Raw genomic sequence first — 17,928 nt, forward strand, 5'->3', positions numbered from 1 at the left:
CGTAATCGCCAATGAATGTGGACTTCGCGTGAATGCGAAGTCACGACGCAACCGTTGACGGATACTCGATTTTCTACTGCGAAACGCGACCTGTTCGTCAGAATCGGAAACAGTCGTTCAAAAATTTGTCTTTTCGATTTGGCCAATGCCCAAGGGCATACGCAGCCGAGCCGACACACCGGCGATGCCTGGTTGCACTGTCTTCATCAACGAATGATGAGCCTTCGACAGTACAAATATAAGAACCAGGAACTTCCATTTTTGTGTATGTCAAGAATATGGACCCGCACCTGCAGATTCACCTCGACCGGGCAGCGAAGCTGCCTCTGTCAGAACAAATTCGCATCAGTATCGCGAGAGCAATCGAATCAGGCCTGCTCGCACCCGGGACCCGACTACCGTCATGGCAGGACCTGGCCGCGCAACTTGGCGTGGCGCGCGGCACGGTTCAAGCGGCCTATGAACGGTTATCGGACACCCAGATGACCGAAACGTTTGGAGCAAGGGGTACGCGCGTGGCTTTACGGCCCCGGGCAACGACGGCTCAACCGGAGGCGCCGCCGCTTGGCGCTTTTATGAAAACCTATCAGGAAATGAATGCCGGGCCGGCAATTTTTCAGCTCGGCATTCCGGCATTGAAAGAGCTACCGGAAAAGCTTTTTGCACGCGCGCGCTCTTCGAATCTATTGAAGACGGGGTCTTTCTCGTCACTGGTCTATCCCGATCCTCGAGGGGAGCTCGACCTGCGCCGGGAGATCGCGAGCTATCTCACCCTCTCCCGAAACCTCCATTGCTTTCCGGAGCAGGTGTTTATCACGTCGGGATTCAGTTCGGGCTTAGGCCTTGCACTGCGAGTGTTAGGTCTGGACGGGAAGAAAGTCTGGATGGAAGAGCCCGGGTTTATCGTTACCCGCAAGGGGTTGGAGCTCGCGCGTTTGAATGTCGTCCCGGTACCGGTGGATGCGGAAGGCCTCAACGTGAGCTACGGAATCGAGAATGCCGCCGATGCGGCGTTAGCCGTGCTGACGCCTGGCCAACAGGCGCCGCTGGGCACGACCCTCTCCTTGAGGCGGCGGCTTCAGCTGCTCGAATGGGCGGTCACGAGCAACGCGTGGATCATCGAGGACGACTACCTCGGCGAGCTGCAACTGGAAGGCCGCGCGGCACCCGCGCTGGCGTCTTTCGATGGTGGCGAGCGGGTTATCCACATCGGATCCTTCAGCAAGACGGTCAGCCCCGGGCTGCGATTGGGATTTGTCGTGGCGCCAATCGAACTGACTGCGGCGTTCTCCGACGTAGCCGCCACGCTTGCGCCCGCGCCTTCACCGCTCATTCAGCTTGCCACCGCGCAATTCATGCATGATGGCCACTTCATCCGGCGTGTCCGCCGGCTCAAGCGTCTATATTCCGCGCAGCGCGATGCGCTTTGCGAGCAGCTGCGCCTGCGTAATGCACAGTGGATGAGGGCAGGTCTGGCGATACTGCTCAGGCTCCCGGACGGCGCGCCCGACGTGCAGATTGCGCGGGATGCGATGGCACTTGGCATGGCGCCATCGCCTTTGTCCACGTGGTTCGCGACGCCGTCCTGGGCGTTGCCTGGTCTTCTGCTCGGGGTCGCCACGGCGCCTGAACCGCAGCTTGCCGCATCGTGCCGCCGTTTGTTCGAGATCATCGACCGCTATTGCTAGTGCGCCGCCGCCTGCGATGCATGCGGTGCGGGAGTATTCTCGGCACACATTCAAGGAGTCGCGAAAGTGCTGCATGAGACGTTGCGGAATCATCGATCAGCAAAGGAGAAAACATGGGTATCGAAAGCAGGCAAAGGCAGGGGATGTCCTGTGAACGGCTGGAGCGGGTAGAACGTTTTATCGACGACGACTACATCGCCACGGGCAAGCTGGCAGGCGCCGTGACTCAGGTTTGGCGGCGTGGCGAACTCGCGCTGAACTCGATCCTCGGTCTTGCCGACCGCGAACGGCGACTGCCGATGGCCGAAGATTCGATCTTCCGTATCTACTCGATGACCAAGCCGATCACCTCAGTGGCGGTGATGATGCTGGTCGAGGAGTGCAGGATCGCGCTGGACGATCCGGTCAGCAAATACATTCCGGCATGGGGCAAGCTGGGCGTCCACATGGGCGGCATGATGGAAGGTTTCCGCACGCGAGCACCGGCGCGCCCGATGCTCGTGGTGGACCTGCTGCGGCACACATCAGGCTTGACGTATGGCTTTCAGCAGAACACGAACGTGGACGCAGCCTATCGCGAGCTGAAGGTCGGCGCGCTTGCGACCGACGGTACGCTGGAAGAAATGATCGAGAAGCTTGCGACGTTGCCGCTCGAATTCTCGCCGGGCGAAGCGTGGAATTATTCCGTTTCCACGGACGTGCTCGGCTATATCGTCGGCAAGGTCAGCGCAATGCCGTTCGAGGTCTTTCTGAAAGAACGGATCTTCGATCCGCTGGGCATGGTCGATACAGCGTTCCATGTGCCTGAGGAGAAGCGGTCCCGCTTCTGCGCATGCTACGCGGTCGGCGCGCTTGGCTCAAAGCTGGCGACCGGACAAAAGCCGACACTGCAGGACGATCCATATACCAGTCCATACCTCACGCCGCCCACCTTCATCTCGGGTGGCGGCGGCCTCGTATCGACCGCCGCGGACTACATGCGGTTTGCGCGGATGCTGCTGCAGGGCGGCGAACTGGATGGCGCGCGCCTGCTCGGGCCGAAGACGCTCGAGCTGATGACCGCCAATCATCTGCCGGGCGGCGTCGATCTGCCTCGTCTGTCGCGCTCGATGTTCAGTGAGGCCAATTATGACGGCGTCGGCTTTGGACTGGGCTTCGCCACGACCATTTGCCCTTCGGCGACGCTTGTTGCGGGCAGCGCGGGCGATTTCTTCTGGGGCGGAGCGGCCAGTACGTTTTTCTGGGTCGATCCGCGAGAGGACCTGATCGTGCTGTTCCTCACCCAGCTCCTGCCATCTGGCGCTCACCCGGTGCGCCGTCAGCTACGTACGCTGGTCTACAGTGCGATCACCGAGTCGTGATGACAGTCGGGCGCGCAACCCGGCCACAACGCGGCGCGCGGCCAAGGTCCGGCATTCTTCGATTTTGCGAGGTGCCGCATCAGTGCGGCAGCCGAACCCGGACTAAGCTCCTTTCGAGCCGCTTGCGATCGGCGCGGCCAGCGTCGGCATTATCGCGGCCGTTATCGCGCCGCCGATCGACGTCGCGGCCGCTACAACCAGACCGACTTCGTAGCCGGACTCGAACGACCCGACACCTGCGGCCAGCGCCACGCCGACGAGCTGCGCAATCCGGCTCGCCGCGTTATTGACGCCCGAGGCGAGCCCTTCGTCCGTGTCGTTAACGCTCGATAGAACGGCCGCGGTGAGCGGCGCGACGAGCACTGCGAAGGACAGACCAAGCAACGCCATCGGTACCAGCACGCCGAGCATCAAAGATGCGTTCTGACCGAGCGCCATCCAGACATAAGCGAGTGCGGCGCCTGCCGGTCCCGCGATGAGCATAACGCGCGCGCCGATCTTGTCCGCCAGCCCGCCGAAAACCCTCGACAGCAGTCCAACGCCGAGCGTAAAAGGCATGAATACCAGCCCGGCGTCGGTCGACGACAGCGCACGGCGGTCAACGAGGTCAAACGGAACCAGGAAAAACATGATCGAAATTCCGGCATAGATCATCAAGGTCGCGATATTCAGCCCGACGAAAGCGCGATGCTGCAGCAGCCGCGGCGGCGTCATCGGGTGTTTGCTTATGCGTTCCCACATCGCATAGAGGCCGAGTCCGGCAACACCGAGCCCGGCCACGATGATGAGCACGGCGCCCGACTGGGATGACGCGTGCCCCGCTGTCCGCGCTTCACCGGGACCGATCTGACTGAGCGCCCAGGCGAGCGCCCCGATCGCCAAAGCGAGGATGACCGCGCCAGGCACGTCGAATCTGCGTTCGACGCCGTCATCGTTGTGCGCAAAGACCAGCAGGATTCCCACGACGACGAGCGCGAGCGGCGGATTGATCCAGAACACGGACGGCCAACCGAAGGCCTCGGTCAGCCAGCCGCCCAGGACCGGGCCGCCAGCGGTGGTCAGCGCGGATGCCGCGGCCCAGATGCCGATTGCGCGGTTGCGCTGCGTGCGCGGATAGGTCGCCCCGATCAGCGCAAGGCTCGCGGGGGTCACGATTGCCGCGGCCGCCCCCTGCGCGACGCGTGCAGCAATCAGCCAGGCGGGCGAAGGCGCCAGCGCGCAAGCAACCGACGCCAGACCGAACAGCATGCAACCGAGTATCAGCACGCGGGCTTTGCCATAAACATCCGCGAGCGCGCCGCCGATCAACGTCAGCGACGCGAGTGCGAGCATATAGCCGTTCAGAATCCATTGGACGGACGCGAGATCGGCACCGAAATCGGCGCGCAATTTCGGCAATGCGACGGGCAGCGCGGTCGCGTCGATAAACCCCATCGACGACGCGAGCACACAGGCGGCGAGCACCATGCGCCGGCGCGGCTCTTCGTGTTTAAGCCGGGGCCGGCCCGGTTCCGCGCCTATCACGCCGTTACCGGAAGACTCTACAAACGGCCGCGCCTCGTTGCGACATGCTTGCGGTCTCTCGTTTGTGGGGGTATTCATTTACGAGTGAGGTAGTGAGGCGGCGCCCGGCGGGTACTCGACTTCTATGGCGACAAGCGACTTGCCAGGTAGATGGAAAACGCTCATTCAAAATTCGGCGTTACGATCGAGCGGGGCCAGCGCCCCGCCGAGCCAATTGGCCAGGCGCGCGAGGCAGCGGTCGTCCACATTCGACGAGAGCAGGACGAGCGATCGTGTTCAGCTTACTTCATCCTGATTCCATATTTTGTGCCGTCGATCGCGCAAGAAGAAGAACCGAGATCTTCCATTTTCGTGTGTACCAGTGATCTGGGACCGACCGGCGGTCGCAGCTTCATCTCGAACGTACAGCGAAGCGACCTTGTCATCACCGACGAAGCTGGCGACCACGGCGCCATTACGGCACCGGCGGTGCAGCCGTCCGACCTATGTCGTACGCATTCGCGTCACGCCTGTCTATGGGCCCACTCACCGCACGCACTCCGAGTTCCCCCAGATTTGTCAAATTAACACCCGCCCGGACCACGAAACTCGTTACAAAAACCGTGCGAAATTGTAATAAGCGGATTTCATATGGCTGTAGCATGCATTGCATGAAACCGGTTCGTAATCATGCTGACCAGCGTGCAATAATTCACCTTGATTTAGCGGCTTTAAATGTATATTTAAATATTGCCAAAGCTGCCCTGTATGTCTGGTTGTTCATTGATGGATATAGTAATTGTCACGCGAATTCCTCCCTGATTTCGGCTTGACGCCTTCCCCGGTTCGCGCGATCTCAGCTCTGCTTTCGGTCTTTTTCGGACGAGCGCAGGGGCTTTCTTGCGGCAAGAAAACGCAAAGGAGATACCGTGGTTATGCAAACGTCGAATTGGAACGAACCTAAAACCCGGCGACCGATGGTCTTCGTCGCCGACGACGATCCGCAGACAAGAGAAGCGATCGCGTCGTTGTTGAAATCCATCGGCGTCGAAACACAACTTTTTTCGAGAGCAAACGACCTGCTCGTTCGGCTTGAAGAACTCACGCCTGACTCTGCCGATTTCCCGAACTGCCTGATACTCGATGTGCGAATGCCCGCGATGGGCGGGCTCGAGGCGCAAACACGCCTCGCTCAAGCCAAAGTGCAAATTCCGATCATCTTTGTCTCCGCCTACGGCGACGTGATAATGAGCGTGCATGCGATGAAGGCGGGCGCATACGATTTCCTGCCCAAGCCCTTCAGAGGGCAAACCCTGCTCGATACGGTATTGTCGGCACTCGCCCACGACCAGCGCTCCCGCGGGCTCGACCGCTTCCGCAGAGAGCTGAGCGACCGTTATGCGTCGTTGACCGCGCGCGAAAGGGCCATCCTGAGGCTGATCGGACGCGGCCTGCTGAACAAGCAGATCGCGTGGGAACTCGGCGTCAGCGAGATCACCGTCAAAGTCAATCGCGCGCAGCTGATGCGCAAGATGAAGGCACACTCAGTAGCTGAACTGATAAAAATGGAAGACCGGCTCAGTTTCAAGGAACCGCACTCCGAACTCTCGGTGGATCAGGTCGGTCAAGGCGAGCTACCGCGCTGAAGGTAACGTCTGTATCGGTCTTGTGCAGAACCTGACCTCCACGCGCAAAGGACTCTACCGGCGGGAGTGCGAAGGCGGCAGTTTTCCCGCGAAAATCTCTCTTCGTCGAGGCCGTCGACCTGACAGCAGACTGCACGCAGGCTCGCTTGACAGCGGACCGTCCAGCTGGCCCTCGAGCGGCTGAACGCGCGCCCGGCAATATAAGGGGCACGGTTGCCGCTGCCCGCGGTCGCAAACCGAACGCCGTGTTGCATTCTATGTGGCACACTGATCATTGCCGCCAGGCGGATCAGCCGTCGTCCAGCCTTCTCCACCCGACATTGGCAGCGACCCGATGAAGGAAATCGACAGATGAATACGTCGATCCAACTCGACGCGGATGCAGATCGTAGCTGGCGAACGCTACAGAGGGACAGTGAGCGCGTCCTGCGGCGCGGTTGGGGTCTGGATGCCGCCGGCCAGCGGAGTTCTGTGCTACTGGTTTCGCCTGCCAACGAGCAGCCGTTGCCTGCCACCCTTGATCGTCTGGCTCACGAGTGCCGGTTGAAGGACGAGCTTGATGGTGCGTGGGCAGTGCGGCCACTCGAGCTCCGTCGTGCATACGGTCAGACCATGCTGGTGCTCGAGGATCCTGGCGGCGAACCGCTCGACCGGCTGTTCGGCGCGCCAATGCCGTTAGAAGCTTTTCTGCCCCTTGCCATCGGAATGGCTACGGCGCTGACCGGCATGCACCAGCGCGGCCTTATCCATAAGGACATCAAACCCGCGAACATCTTCGTGAACTGCGCGAACGGAGAGGTCAGATTAACCGGCTTCGGTATCGCATCACGATTGGCCCGCGAACGACAGACGCCCGAACCACCGGAAACGATCGCAGGCAGCCTCGCCTACATGGCGCCCGAGCAGACCGGCCGGATGAACCGCTCGATTGATTCCCGTAGCGATCTCTACTCGCTGGGCGTCACGCTTTATCAGTTGCTCACCGGCGAGCTGCCTTTCACGGCTACCGAACCCATGGAGTGGGTCCACTGCCATATCGCGCGAAAACCATCGGCACCGAGCGGGCGCTTTGCAACTGTCCCGGTTCAGGTTTCCAACATCGTCATGAAGCTCCTCGAGAAGACGGCCGAGGAACGCTATCAGACGGCGGCCGGCGTCCAGCGCGATCTGCGGCGCTGTCTCACTGAATGGCAAACCACGCACAGCATTGATGAGTTTCCGCTTGGTGAACGCGATACGCCGGATCGGCTCGTGATCCCCGAAAAGTTGTACGGGCGCGAGAAAGAGGTCGATACCTTGCTCGCCTCCTTCGATCGGGTCGTCGCCGGCAGCAGGCCGGAACTGGTGCTCGTCTCGGGATATTCCGGGATCGGCAAATCCTCTGTGGTCAACGAACTCCACAAATCGCTCGTGCCTCCGCGCGGTCTTTTTGCATCGGGCAAATTCGACCAGTACAAGCGCGACATCCCCTACTCCACTTTGGCGCAAGCCTTCCGGAGCTTGATACACCCTCTTCTGAGCAAGAGCGACACGGAACTGGCCCGATGGCGCAACGCGCTTCGCGATGCGGTGGGTTCGAGCGGAAAGCTCGTTGTTGACCTTATCCCGGAGTTGAAGCTGATCATCGGAGAACAGCCGCCCGTCGTCGAACTGCCGCCACGTGACGCGCAACTTCGATTTCAGCTGGTCTTTCGGCGGTTTATCGCGGTATTCGCGCGGGCGGAACATCCTCTCGCCCTATTCCTCGACGATTTGCAGTGGCTCGACACGGCGACGCTTGACCTGCTCGAGCATCTGCTGGGTCGAACGGATATGCAGCATCTGATGCTGATCGGCGCCTACCGGGACAACGAGGTCAATCCCGCACATCCACTGATGCGCAAGCTGGAAGCGATCCGCCAGGCCGGAGCGAAAGTGCACGAGATTGTCCTTGCCCCGTTGGCGCATGAAGACCTCGAGCAGTTGATCCGCGATTCTCTTCGCTGCGATCCGAGCCTTTCTATTTCGCTAGCGAAACTGTTGCACGAGAAGACCGGCGGCAATCCGTTTTTTGCGATTCAGTTCCTTTCCTCGCTCGCCGACGAGCGCCTGCTCACGTTCGACCATGTCGACGCACGCTGGTCGTGGGACCTGAAGCAGATCCACGCGAAGGGTTACACCGACAACGTGGTGGACCTGATGGTCGCCAAGTTAAGTCGCCTTCCCGTTGATACGCAAACGGCGCTACAGCGATTCGCGTGCCTCGGGAACAGTGCGGCGTTCGGCATGCTCAGCATGATTTTCCAGAACGGCGAAGAAGAGATGCACGACCGGCTCTGGGAAGCCGTTCGAGCCGGGCTCGTGTTCCGCTCGGACGAGTTTTACCGGTTTCTTCACGATCGCGTCCAGGAAGGCGCGTACTCGCTGATCCCGGATGAATCGCGCTCTGAAACGCATCTGCGGATCGGCCGGTTGCTCTCGACGAAGATTCCTTCTGAAAAGCGGGAAGAAGCGATCTTCGAGATCGTCAATCAGCTCAATCTCGGCTTTGAGCTAATCACGTCGGTTGAGGAACGCGAAGAACTGGCGGAGCTGAACCTGATAGCAGGCAAGCGCGCCAAAGCTTCGACTGCCTATGCTTCCGCATGCAAATATCTTTCCTTTGCGATGTTTTTACTCGGCGAGCGGCGATGGGACAGCCGTTATGAGCTGGCGTTCGCCATCTGGTTCGAGCGCGCAGAGTGTGAATTTCTCGATGGCAAACTCGAAGAAGCAGAACGGCTAATTACGCAGCTTCTTGCCAGAAGCGTTTCCAGGATCGACAACGCGTCGATTTGCCGACTCAGGATAGATCTCTATGTGATGAAGTCGGAATACACAAACGCTGTGAACTGCGCGCTCGAATGCCTGCGTCTGTTCGGCATCGACATGCCGTTACATCCTTCTGCCGAAGAGGTGCAAGCGGAATACGCGGAAGTCTGGAAGAACCTCAACGGGCGGTCAATCGAGAGCCTGGTCGACTTGCCTCTGATGACCGACCCCGAGATGCTGGCTGCGATGAACGTGCTGTCGTCCCTGACTGCACCGGCGATTTTCACCAACAATGAACTGCACCGCCTGCACACCTGCCGCATGGTAAGGCTCACGTTGCAGCATGGCACGAGCGGTGCAGCGACGCATAGCTATGCCGGGTTCGGAACCATGCTGGGTCCACACTTCCGGCGCTATCCGGAAGGCTATCGATTCGGAAAACTTGCCTGTGATCTCGTCGAGAAGCATGGATTTGCCGAATACAAGGCGAGGATGTGCCTGACGATGGAGATGATCGTGCTCTGGAACGAGCCGATCGCGACTGCCCTCGATTACATCCGTGAGGCGTTTCGCGTCGCGACGGAGACAAGCGACCTCGCGCGGGCCTGTTACAGCTGCAACCACACAGTGACTGACCGGCTCACGCGTGGGGATCCGCTCGATGAGGTACGGGAAGAAACAGAGCGCGGGCTCGATTTCGTGCGCAAGGGAAAATTCCGCGATGTCGAGGACATTCTCGTGAGCCAGCAGCGATTCATTCGCACTATGCGCGGAGAAACGACGACCTTCTCCACCTTCAGCGATCAGGCGTTCGATGAAGCCGCGTTCGAAGCGGCACTGAACGGTGACCGCATGAGCGCGTTGATCTGCTGGTATTGGATTCTCAAACTTCAGGCGCGCTTTTTCTCGGGCGACTATGAGGTTGCGATCGCCGCCGCTGAGAAGGCGAAGGCACTGCTCTGGTCCTCCGACGCGCACATCCAGTTGCTCGACTACTACTTATACAGCTCGCTTGCGGTCGCGGCAGTGTACGAAAGCGCGGCACCGGACCAGCAGACCATATGGCGCGCGCTCCTTGCCACACATGTCGAGCAACTGCGGGACTGGACCGAAAACTGCCCGACAACATTTGGCGACAAACACGCAGTGGTATCCGCAGAGATCGCACGCATAGAAGGCCGCGACCTTGACGCCATGCATCATTACGAAGAGGCCATCCGCCTCGCGCACACAAACGGTTTTGTCCACAATGAGGCGGTGGCGTACGAGCTTGCCGCGCGTTTTTATGACGCACGGCGTTTCGACAAGATCGCGGATACCTATTTGCGTGCCGCCCGCTACTGCTATGTGTGTTGGGGAGCCACCGGCAAAGTCCGGCAACTTGACAGCTTGTATCCGCATCTCCAGGAAAAGGAGGCTGTGGGGCCTGCCAGTACGATCGGCACATCGGTGGAACAACTGGACCTGGCGACGGTGATCAGGGTCTCGCGCGCGGTGTCGGGCGAAATGATGCTGGACAAGCTGCTCAACACCCTAATGCGCACCGCAATCGAACAGGCGGGCGCCGCGCGCGGTCTGCTTATACTTGCCCGTCGTGGCGAACCGCGCATCAAGGCGCAGGCATCGATCGACGGTGACACGGTCACCGTGCAGGTGCGCGACGCGCCCGTGACCGCAGCGATGCTGCCGGCAGCCGTGCTGCATTATGTGATGCGCACACGAGAAAGCGTCATTCTCGATGACGCGTTGAATGACGACCCGTTTCAAGCGGACCCCTACATCCGGCAACATCGCGTCCGCTCCGTGCTTAGCCTGCCGCTAATCAACCAGGGCGAACTGATCGGTGTGCTCTACCTCGAAAACAATCTGACGCCATCGGTATTCGTTGCGGCCCGCATCGCAGTGTTGAAGCTGCTGGCCTCGCAAGCCGCCATGGCGCTGGAGAATTCCCGTCTTTACGGCGATCTGGCGGAACGGGAAGCAAAGATCCGGCGCCTCGTCGACGCGAATATCGTCGGCATTTTTATCTTTGATCTCGACGGCCGGATTTTCGAGGCCAACGACGCGTTTCTCCATATCGTCGGCTATGAGCGCGAGGATCTCACATCAGGGCGCTTGCGCTGGACGGAGTTGACGCCGCCCGAATCGCTCGAGCGCGACAAACGGGAGTGGATGCCGCAATACCTGGCAACGGGGACATTACCCCCGTTCGAAAAGGAATACTTTAAAAAGGACCGCAGCCGCGTACCCGTGCTGATCGGCGCGGCAAGCCTGGAGGGAAAAGGGAACCAGGGCGTCGCGTTCGTGCTCGATCTGACCGAACGCAAGCAGGCTGAAGCCGAAGCACACGAGAGTGAACGGCGGTACCGCGAGGTGCAGATGATGCTGGCGCACGCCAACCGCGTCACGACGATGGGACACCTCGCCGCATCCATTTGCCATGAAATCAAACAACCGATCACCGCGGACGCCACCAACGCGCAGGCAGGCCTATGCTGGCTGAGCGCCCGACCGCCGAATCTGCAGGAAGCGCGCAAGGCGTTTAACCGGATTATCGAAAGCGCGATGCGGGCCGGCGAGATCGCTACCCGAATTCGTGGCCTCGTCAAGAACGCTCCACCGTGTAAGGAGAAGCTACAGGTCAATGACGCGATTGGCGAGGTCATCGCGCTGACGCGTGGCGAGGCCGAGAAGCACAATGTTTCTGTGCGAATGCAGCTTGCCGATCAGTTGCCGCTCGTTGAAGGCGATCGTGTCCAGCTCCAGCAGGTGATGCTGAATCTGGTTGTCAACGCAATCGAAGCGACCAGCACGGTCGATCGGGGCCCGCGGGAAGTCACCGTCAGCACCTGCAAGGACGGCTCCGGCAGCGTGCTTGTCGCCGTGCTCGACTCAGGGCCGGGGGTGGATCCTCAACACGTCGAGCGACTTTTCGAGGCGTTTTACACAACGAAGGCCGCCGGGATGGGCATGGGGTTGGCCATCTGCCGGTCGATCGTGGAAGCGCACGGCGGGCGGATATGGGTCAGCGCGACTGCTCCCCATGGCGCCGCCTTTCGGTTCACCGTGCCCGTCCAATCTGACAACGCACAGTGATCAGGTATTGCTCGCGAGCGCCAGGTTCGCGAGCGCCGATACGTGTCGCCTGGGGGAAGCGTCTCCTACAGCCGCGCGTCTGAGCAGTTATTCACCCAAGAGGTGCGCGATCCCGAACTCCGACCGGCAGACAACGTCGCTCGCGCCGCACTCATGTGACGGGTACATCTTCTCGCTCTCCAGCCCCCTTACCAGACTTTCCATCTTGATCAATTCTGCAAAGTTTCGAGCCCTCATCTTTCGCATGACCGCACGGCGCCCCACCTTGACGGTTATCTCGCTCAAACAAAGCTTCGATGCAATTTGCTTGTTCGCCAGCCCGTCGCCTAACATTTGTAGAAGCGCTCGCTCCCGATCAGAAAGAGAAAAATACCGCTCCTTCAGGCTTTCGCGAGACTTGTCGATCGCGCGTCGCCACTTGTCGTATGTCAGCGCCGACCAGACCGCATCCAGCATGTCCTGATCGCGAAATGGCTTGGTCAGGAAATCCCTCGCACCCGCTTTCATTGCCTGGACGGTCATCGCCACGTCGCCGAACGCCGACATGAAAATGATCGGCGGAACACGGTTTCTTTGCGCGAGAAGGCTTTGCAGATCAAGACCGCCGATCCCCGGCATACGGACATCGACGATCAGGCAGCTTGACGGTGCGCCGGTACCGGTATCGTCGAATTCGAGGAATGCGTGCGCGGACGCAAATGTCCTTGAACGAAGGCCCACGGACGACAACAATTCCTGAAGAGCTTCCCGTACCGAATCGTCATCGTCGACAACGAAGACCGTCGAAGAGTCCTTAGAGCCCGATCCAATCGCCGATGCTGTCACGCCTGGCTCCTATGTGATGGTATGCAGAGCACCCTCCTCCCGGTGCCCACGCGTTGCTTGTACTCATGAACGGCCCGGGTGGTACGGGTGGTTTGCGAGTTTATAGGTCATCGCGAAGCTAAGAGTCCTGACCAAGTCGCCATTCATCCAATTTTAAATGGGGCAGCCTCCACCCATCGTGGAGGAATGCGCTTCTGGCGGCATGACGAGGCGGTCGAAACTGTAGAGATCGGCTTCGTCATGCTTGATTGTGCAAAATTGCACTAATCCGTAATGGTGCTAAGTGTTCGCGTTTCGCCGCTTAGCGGGTTAGCGCGATATCCACACTTTTGTATAGCCCTCGGATACTTGTTCCACGTTGCGTTCCGTCTCTGTACGGGATTGAATGCTGATAGAGCGAAGCGACGCACAACCCTCTGTGAAGCTGATCGATACTCGGATTGTTAACGCGCTGACGTGTGCCATTTCCACCAGATACCCGTCCTCCGGTTCGCGGACAACGCCCCGTCCGGTAGTACCAGAGATCCATCGAACAACTGTTCAATCACGTGCATCCCAGAGGCCTAAACCACTTCGTTGCTCGCACGCAGTCCATTTCCCAGTGGGCCTGACCGTTGCGCGGCAAACACGTGGTGACACAAAGCGCGCAACGTACTGCGGTTGATGCCATGGCATTGCCACCATCGGTGTCATCGCGGCGGTGTAGCTCAAGCCTCGCAAGGTCAACAATCTCCATTGAATATCGCAATCCTCAATTGATATGTCATCAATAAACGAAGCCGCCGTTCGATACGTGACCGGACTTTCGGCGCTGGTAGACTGGTCCACGAAAATTCGCAGCAAGACCGATTCACGGCAGTATCGATCATCCATGAGATCAATCAACCGCTGACAGCGGTTGTGACGAACGCCGATACCTGTCTGCGTTGGCTCGCGCGGTCCAGCCCCGACATCGAGCGGGCCCGCCAGGCCGCGACACGAACCACGCGCGACGCGGAACGCATCGCCAAAGTCGTCGCCGGGCTGCGCGCGCTTGCGTGGAAGACCGGCTTCGTCAGGATAGCAGTGGATATTGACGATGCGGTACGCAAAGTCGCGCTGATGCTGCGCAGCGACATCGAGCGCAACATGATCAGCCTGAGGCTTACACTGGCGGCGAACCTTCCCGCGCTCGGCGACCGCGTGCAACTTCAGCAGGTACTGCTCAATCTGATGCGCAACGCGATCGAAGCGATGGCCGGCACCGAAGGGCCGCGGCGGTTGCAGGTATCGACTGCGATGATCGGAGACGAAGCGGTGCAAATCACGGTGCACGACAACGGGCTCGGATTCAGCGCCGACCTGACGGGGCGCTTATTCGAAGCGATGTATTCGACGAAGAAACACGGCATGGGCATGGGACTGTCGATATCCCGATCGATTGTCGAGGCACATGGCGGAAAGCTGACCGTTCACTCGAGTCCCGAACAGGGCACGTCGTTCCAGTTCTCAGTGCCATGCGCAACTGAATGACCATCGCGAATCGTTAATCCGTTTGACGAACAATCACGGCGATTCGCGCGATGACAGCGCCTTTTCGATCTCTCCGAGCAGTTCCGCGCCACTGAAAGGCTTCACCAGGTACGCTGCGGCACCATGCGCTGTGGCCTCGCCTCGTGTGCTTTCGTCGAAATAGGCGGTCATCAGGATGACGGGCGCCGGGCAGCGGGCGGCACGCAAATAATGCTGCAATTGCATACCACTCATTCCCTCCAATTTGATATCGGTCACCACACAGGTGACTAAATGAAAATCGCTGGACGCGAGGAACTGCTCCGCCGAGCTATAGCTCCTGACCGGAAGGCCTTGCGACGTAATGAGACTTTTAACGGCCTCGCGAACCGATGCGTCGTCGTCTATGACTGCGATCATCTTGTGCTCTTGAGAACAGAAAGCGGGACCTGCCTGAATGGCGATGCAAGGCTCGGCTTCTTTATCGCGTTCCAGAGGCCTTCGCGACGGATTGATCGCAGAGCGAAACGTGCGACATCAATACGATAGTACGACATAGGTAGCCGATTCAGCCTATACGTTCGTATCGACTTTCGCCGGCCCTTTCCGCATTGGCTAGCGCAAATAGGCGCTATCAAGAATGATGCGACGCTTTCGCGGTTACGGGTTCACGTGCTTCTTATGCGCGGCGAATCATCCCCGGCGCCAAATTGGGAAGCTCACTGGGCTGCGTGCCCCGTTCTATCGTGGTTCAGGTCGTAGTGCGATTCGAGCGGTGGCAACGAGCACTGGAAAGTCGCGCCATGCACTTCGTTGTTGAACGCGCAGATTTGTCCGCCGTGCGCGTGGATGATCGACCGGCAGACTGACAGCCCCATTCCCATGCCGCGCGGCTTGGTGCTGAAAAACGCCTCGAACAATCGACCTTCGAGTTCCGCGCGGATTCCCGTACCCGAGTCCCGCACTGCAAACGCGATGTTCCCAGCCTCGTCCAGCCACGACTCTATCAACAGGTCGCGCGGCCGGTCGCTGATCGCGTCCATCGCCTGGATGCCGTTCATGACGAGATTGATCAGCACCTGCTGCAACTGGACACGGTCTCCAAGCAATGGCGGCAGCGCCGGTTCAAGGTTGACCCGCATCGACGCGCGATAACTTGCGACCTCACGCTGCGTCAGGGACACAACGTCGTTCACGACATCGTCGAGTTCGAGTGGAACGACTTGCGCGACACCTTTTGTCGCTAGCGCGCGAATCCGCTTGATAATCTGCGCCGCGCGTCGTGCGTTCTCAACGACACGCTCCAAGCACGCACTCGCCTCGCAGATATTCGGCGCGGGCCGCTTTAGCCATCGGAGCCCGGCTTCGCTATCAATCACAATTCCATTGAGCGGCTGGTTGACCTCATGAGCAATCGTTGAGCTCAACTCTCCTAGCGTAGTCGCGCGCGTGACGCGGGCCAGTTCGTTTTGCGCATCCTGCAACTGTGTTTCCGCCTTCCTCGCGGCCGTGATATCCATGACGGCTCCGATGTAGTGCTGGTCATCCCCTTCGACAGTCGAAGCACGCACAACTGCGCGCACAAATTTGACTCTTCCATCGGACATCAGCAGCCGACACTCAAAATCGACCTTCGCGATACTGTGGATCATCTGTTCGATTGTTTGCTCAAGCCGCTCACGATCATCGGGATGCACGCGTTGCAGTATGAGATCGAATGTAGGACTGACATCCAGCTCGTACTCAAAGATATGGAAGGTCTGATTCGACCAGTACACTTCTCCGCTTCTGATATCCCATCCGAAACTTCCCGTGAGGCTAAGACTCTGCGCTTCTGCCAGAAAGGCCGCCTGGCTGCACCGCAACGCGTCTTCGGCGCGTTTGCGAACGCCGATGTCGTTGCCGTTCTCCAGGGTTGCAAGCGGTCTGCCGGAATCGTCGCAGTGGAGGTACCAGCGACTCGACATCACAACCTCAGCACCGTCCCGCTTGGTGTGGACGAGTTCGCCTTCCCATTTGCCGGTTCGCAGCAGCGCGCTATTGACCTCTTCAAAGGGCGTCGGAAACCGCGTGCCTAGAAGGGTTTGCGAAATCTGGCCGACGGCCTCGTTGCTCGTCCAGCCGAAGAGGTCCGCCGCGCCCTGATTCCAGTACAGCACCACGCCATCCATGTTCCGCACGATCACCGCGTCGCGCGAAAGGTCCAGTAACTTCGCCTGATCGCGCCGGACGTCCGAAAGTACCTGCATGCGCCTGACCAACGCCGTAATGATGAGTGACGCGACCACAAAGGAGATCAGCGACGGCACGTCAGCGCTATCTCGAAGATGAAAAGAAAGTACCGGCTGAGCAAAGAAATAATCAATCAAGAGCGTCGCAACCGCGCAAAAAACGAGGGACGAGATAACGCTGTCTGCGAAGGACAGCATGACCACCGCCACTAGAAACACACAGTGAGTTGTCGTCCCGTCAAAACCAGACTCGTAGCATGCAAAGGTGATCAGCCCGAGTGCGACGAAGCCCACGAACCACAAGACAACCATTCGACGCACGTAAGTCGCAGCGCTTGTAACGCGAGGCACCGCGGGACGAGGGGCGTGATCGATAGCCTCGACAATCTCATTCACGATTTGAAAGGCTGATCTCATGATCCGAATCGCAAACGTTGACTGTGATGCGAGAAACAAAGCTATGGTGCGGCGTGTTGCCGTGTTGCCTGATGATTCTGGTATTCCCGGCAGACGCGACGCCGGTGCCGGCGACGCTGTCTTCTACGGACCTGCTATCACGACAATGCGGACGCCTGGCGTGACTAGCAGCCGCGTGCATGCCAATACCGGCCCGCGCGAGCGCACGCGGACCATCGAAACCTCACATCGACAGGAACAACTGAACGAGGGCTAGTTCGTAGGTCAAAACGGTTTTAGGCCTTCTTCGCGTAACCCTGGCACCAGCCCTCGCCAAGAACGAGCTTGCCTCCAAGCAGTGGGCACGGTGCGCTCGCCGCGCTCGCGGCACCTTGATAGAACTGGCAGTTCGAGCATTTATCGCCGGGCATGTAATTCTTGAATTTCGCTTTGTCGACCTGTGACGCATTCGCTTTGTATCCCAGTGCCATTGCGGCAGGGTCCGACTCAGAAACCGGGGTGCCGTCTGCTCGCGCGACATTCACGAGAAAAAGGTTGGATGCGAGACCGGCGAGGCTAATGACAAATGCACGGCGAGAGGCGGACATGTTTTTCTCCTATGGAGTTGGATCTGACTGTGGGGACGCTTCTCTTCAAGCATAACGTGCGAGGCGTCATAAGTGATGTTTCGATTCGCATACCGAACGATACTGACGTATAGGCTCTGACTGAAAAACTCTGGCGTCGCTTTGGAAAACGCTCTCAGCCAGTCGCGCGGTCACGCTTCCGTGCCCGCGACCAGAATCACAGCTTTCCGTAACTATGCAGCCCGGACAGGAACATGTTCACGCCGAGGAATGCGAACGTCGTGACCAGCAGGCCCGTCAGCGCCCACCACGCG

At 59.4% G+C, this 17,928-nt stretch carries 10 protein-coding genes; 5 read left to right on the forward strand and 5 right to left on the reverse strand.

Annotation, left to right across the window (positions count from 1 at the left end; translation table 11 throughout):
* The first annotated feature begins 278 nt into the window (after window positions 1–278).
* Both BX592_RS26345 and BX592_RS26350 read left to right on the forward strand, forming a co-directional pair.
* A complete protein-coding gene (locus tag BX592_RS26345) occupies window positions 279–1,688 on the forward strand; it encodes an aminotransferase-like domain-containing protein (protein WP_134196199.1) in 1,410 nt (469 codons plus the stop codon).
* 113 nt (window positions 1,689–1,801) lie between these two features.
* Complete coding sequence (locus BX592_RS26350) at window positions 1,802–3,049, forward strand: serine hydrolase domain-containing protein (RefSeq protein WP_134196161.1); 1,248 nt, start codon at window positions 1,802–1,804, stop codon at window positions 3,047–3,049.
* A 102-nt stretch (window positions 3,050–3,151) separates the two neighbouring features.
* On the opposite strand, the gene BX592_RS26355 is transcribed toward BX592_RS26350, so the two are convergent.
* The gene (locus BX592_RS26355) at window positions 3,152–4,516 is read right to left on the reverse strand and encodes an MFS transporter (RefSeq protein WP_134196163.1); all 1,365 of its coding nucleotides are present in this window, start codon (window positions 4,514–4,516) and stop codon (window positions 3,152–3,154) included.
* Between the two features lie 971 nt (window positions 4,517–5,487).
* Between BX592_RS26355 and BX592_RS26360 the strand changes: the two genes are divergently transcribed.
* Window positions 5,488–6,198 (forward strand): response regulator transcription factor, encoded by a 711-nt coding sequence (locus BX592_RS26360; RefSeq protein WP_134196164.1) that lies wholly within the window; start codon window positions 5,488–5,490, stop codon window positions 6,196–6,198.
* A gap of 351 nt (window positions 6,199–6,549) precedes the next feature.
* Complete coding sequence (locus BX592_RS26365) at window positions 6,550–12,084, forward strand: trifunctional serine/threonine-protein kinase/ATP-binding protein/sensor histidine kinase (RefSeq protein WP_134196166.1); 5,535 nt, start codon at window positions 6,550–6,552, stop codon at window positions 12,082–12,084.
* An 87-nt stretch (window positions 12,085–12,171) separates the two neighbouring features.
* Here BX592_RS26365 and BX592_RS26370 read toward each other — a convergent pair whose 3' ends face one another.
* Window positions 12,172–12,909, reverse strand: a complete 738-nt coding sequence (locus BX592_RS26370; RefSeq protein ID WP_243849738.1) for a response regulator transcription factor — start codon at window positions 12,907–12,909, stop codon at window positions 12,172–12,174.
* An 876-nt stretch (window positions 12,910–13,785) separates the two neighbouring features.
* On the opposite strand from BX592_RS26370, the gene BX592_RS26375 reads away from it, so the two are divergent.
* Window positions 13,786–14,421 (forward strand): sensor histidine kinase, encoded by a 636-nt coding sequence (locus BX592_RS26375; protein ID WP_279589208.1) that lies wholly within the window; start codon window positions 13,786–13,788, stop codon window positions 14,419–14,421.
* 33 nt (window positions 14,422–14,454) lie between these two features.
* Here BX592_RS26375 and BX592_RS26380 read toward each other — a convergent pair whose 3' ends face one another.
* From BX592_RS26380 to BX592_RS26390, 3 genes are all read right to left on the reverse strand, one after another.
* A complete protein-coding gene (locus tag BX592_RS26380; protein WP_134196170.1) occupies window positions 14,455–14,820 on the reverse strand; it encodes a response regulator transcription factor in 366 nt (121 codons plus the stop codon).
* A gap of 299 nt (window positions 14,821–15,119) precedes the next feature.
* Entirely contained in the window at window positions 15,120–16,943 is a 1,824-nt protein-coding gene (locus BX592_RS26385) for an ATP-binding protein (protein WP_166676473.1), read from the reverse strand.
* A 380-nt stretch (window positions 16,944–17,323) separates the two neighbouring features.
* A complete protein-coding gene (locus tag BX592_RS26390; RefSeq protein WP_134196174.1) occupies window positions 17,324–17,635 on the reverse strand; it encodes a high-potential iron-sulfur protein in 312 nt (103 codons plus the stop codon).
* Window positions 17,636–17,928: the final 293 nt, after the last annotated feature.

This window comes from Paraburkholderia rhizosphaerae (genome assembly GCF_004366595.1).
GTDB classification, from domain to species: Bacteria; Pseudomonadota; Gammaproteobacteria; order Burkholderiales; family Burkholderiaceae; genus Paraburkholderia; species Paraburkholderia rhizosphaerae.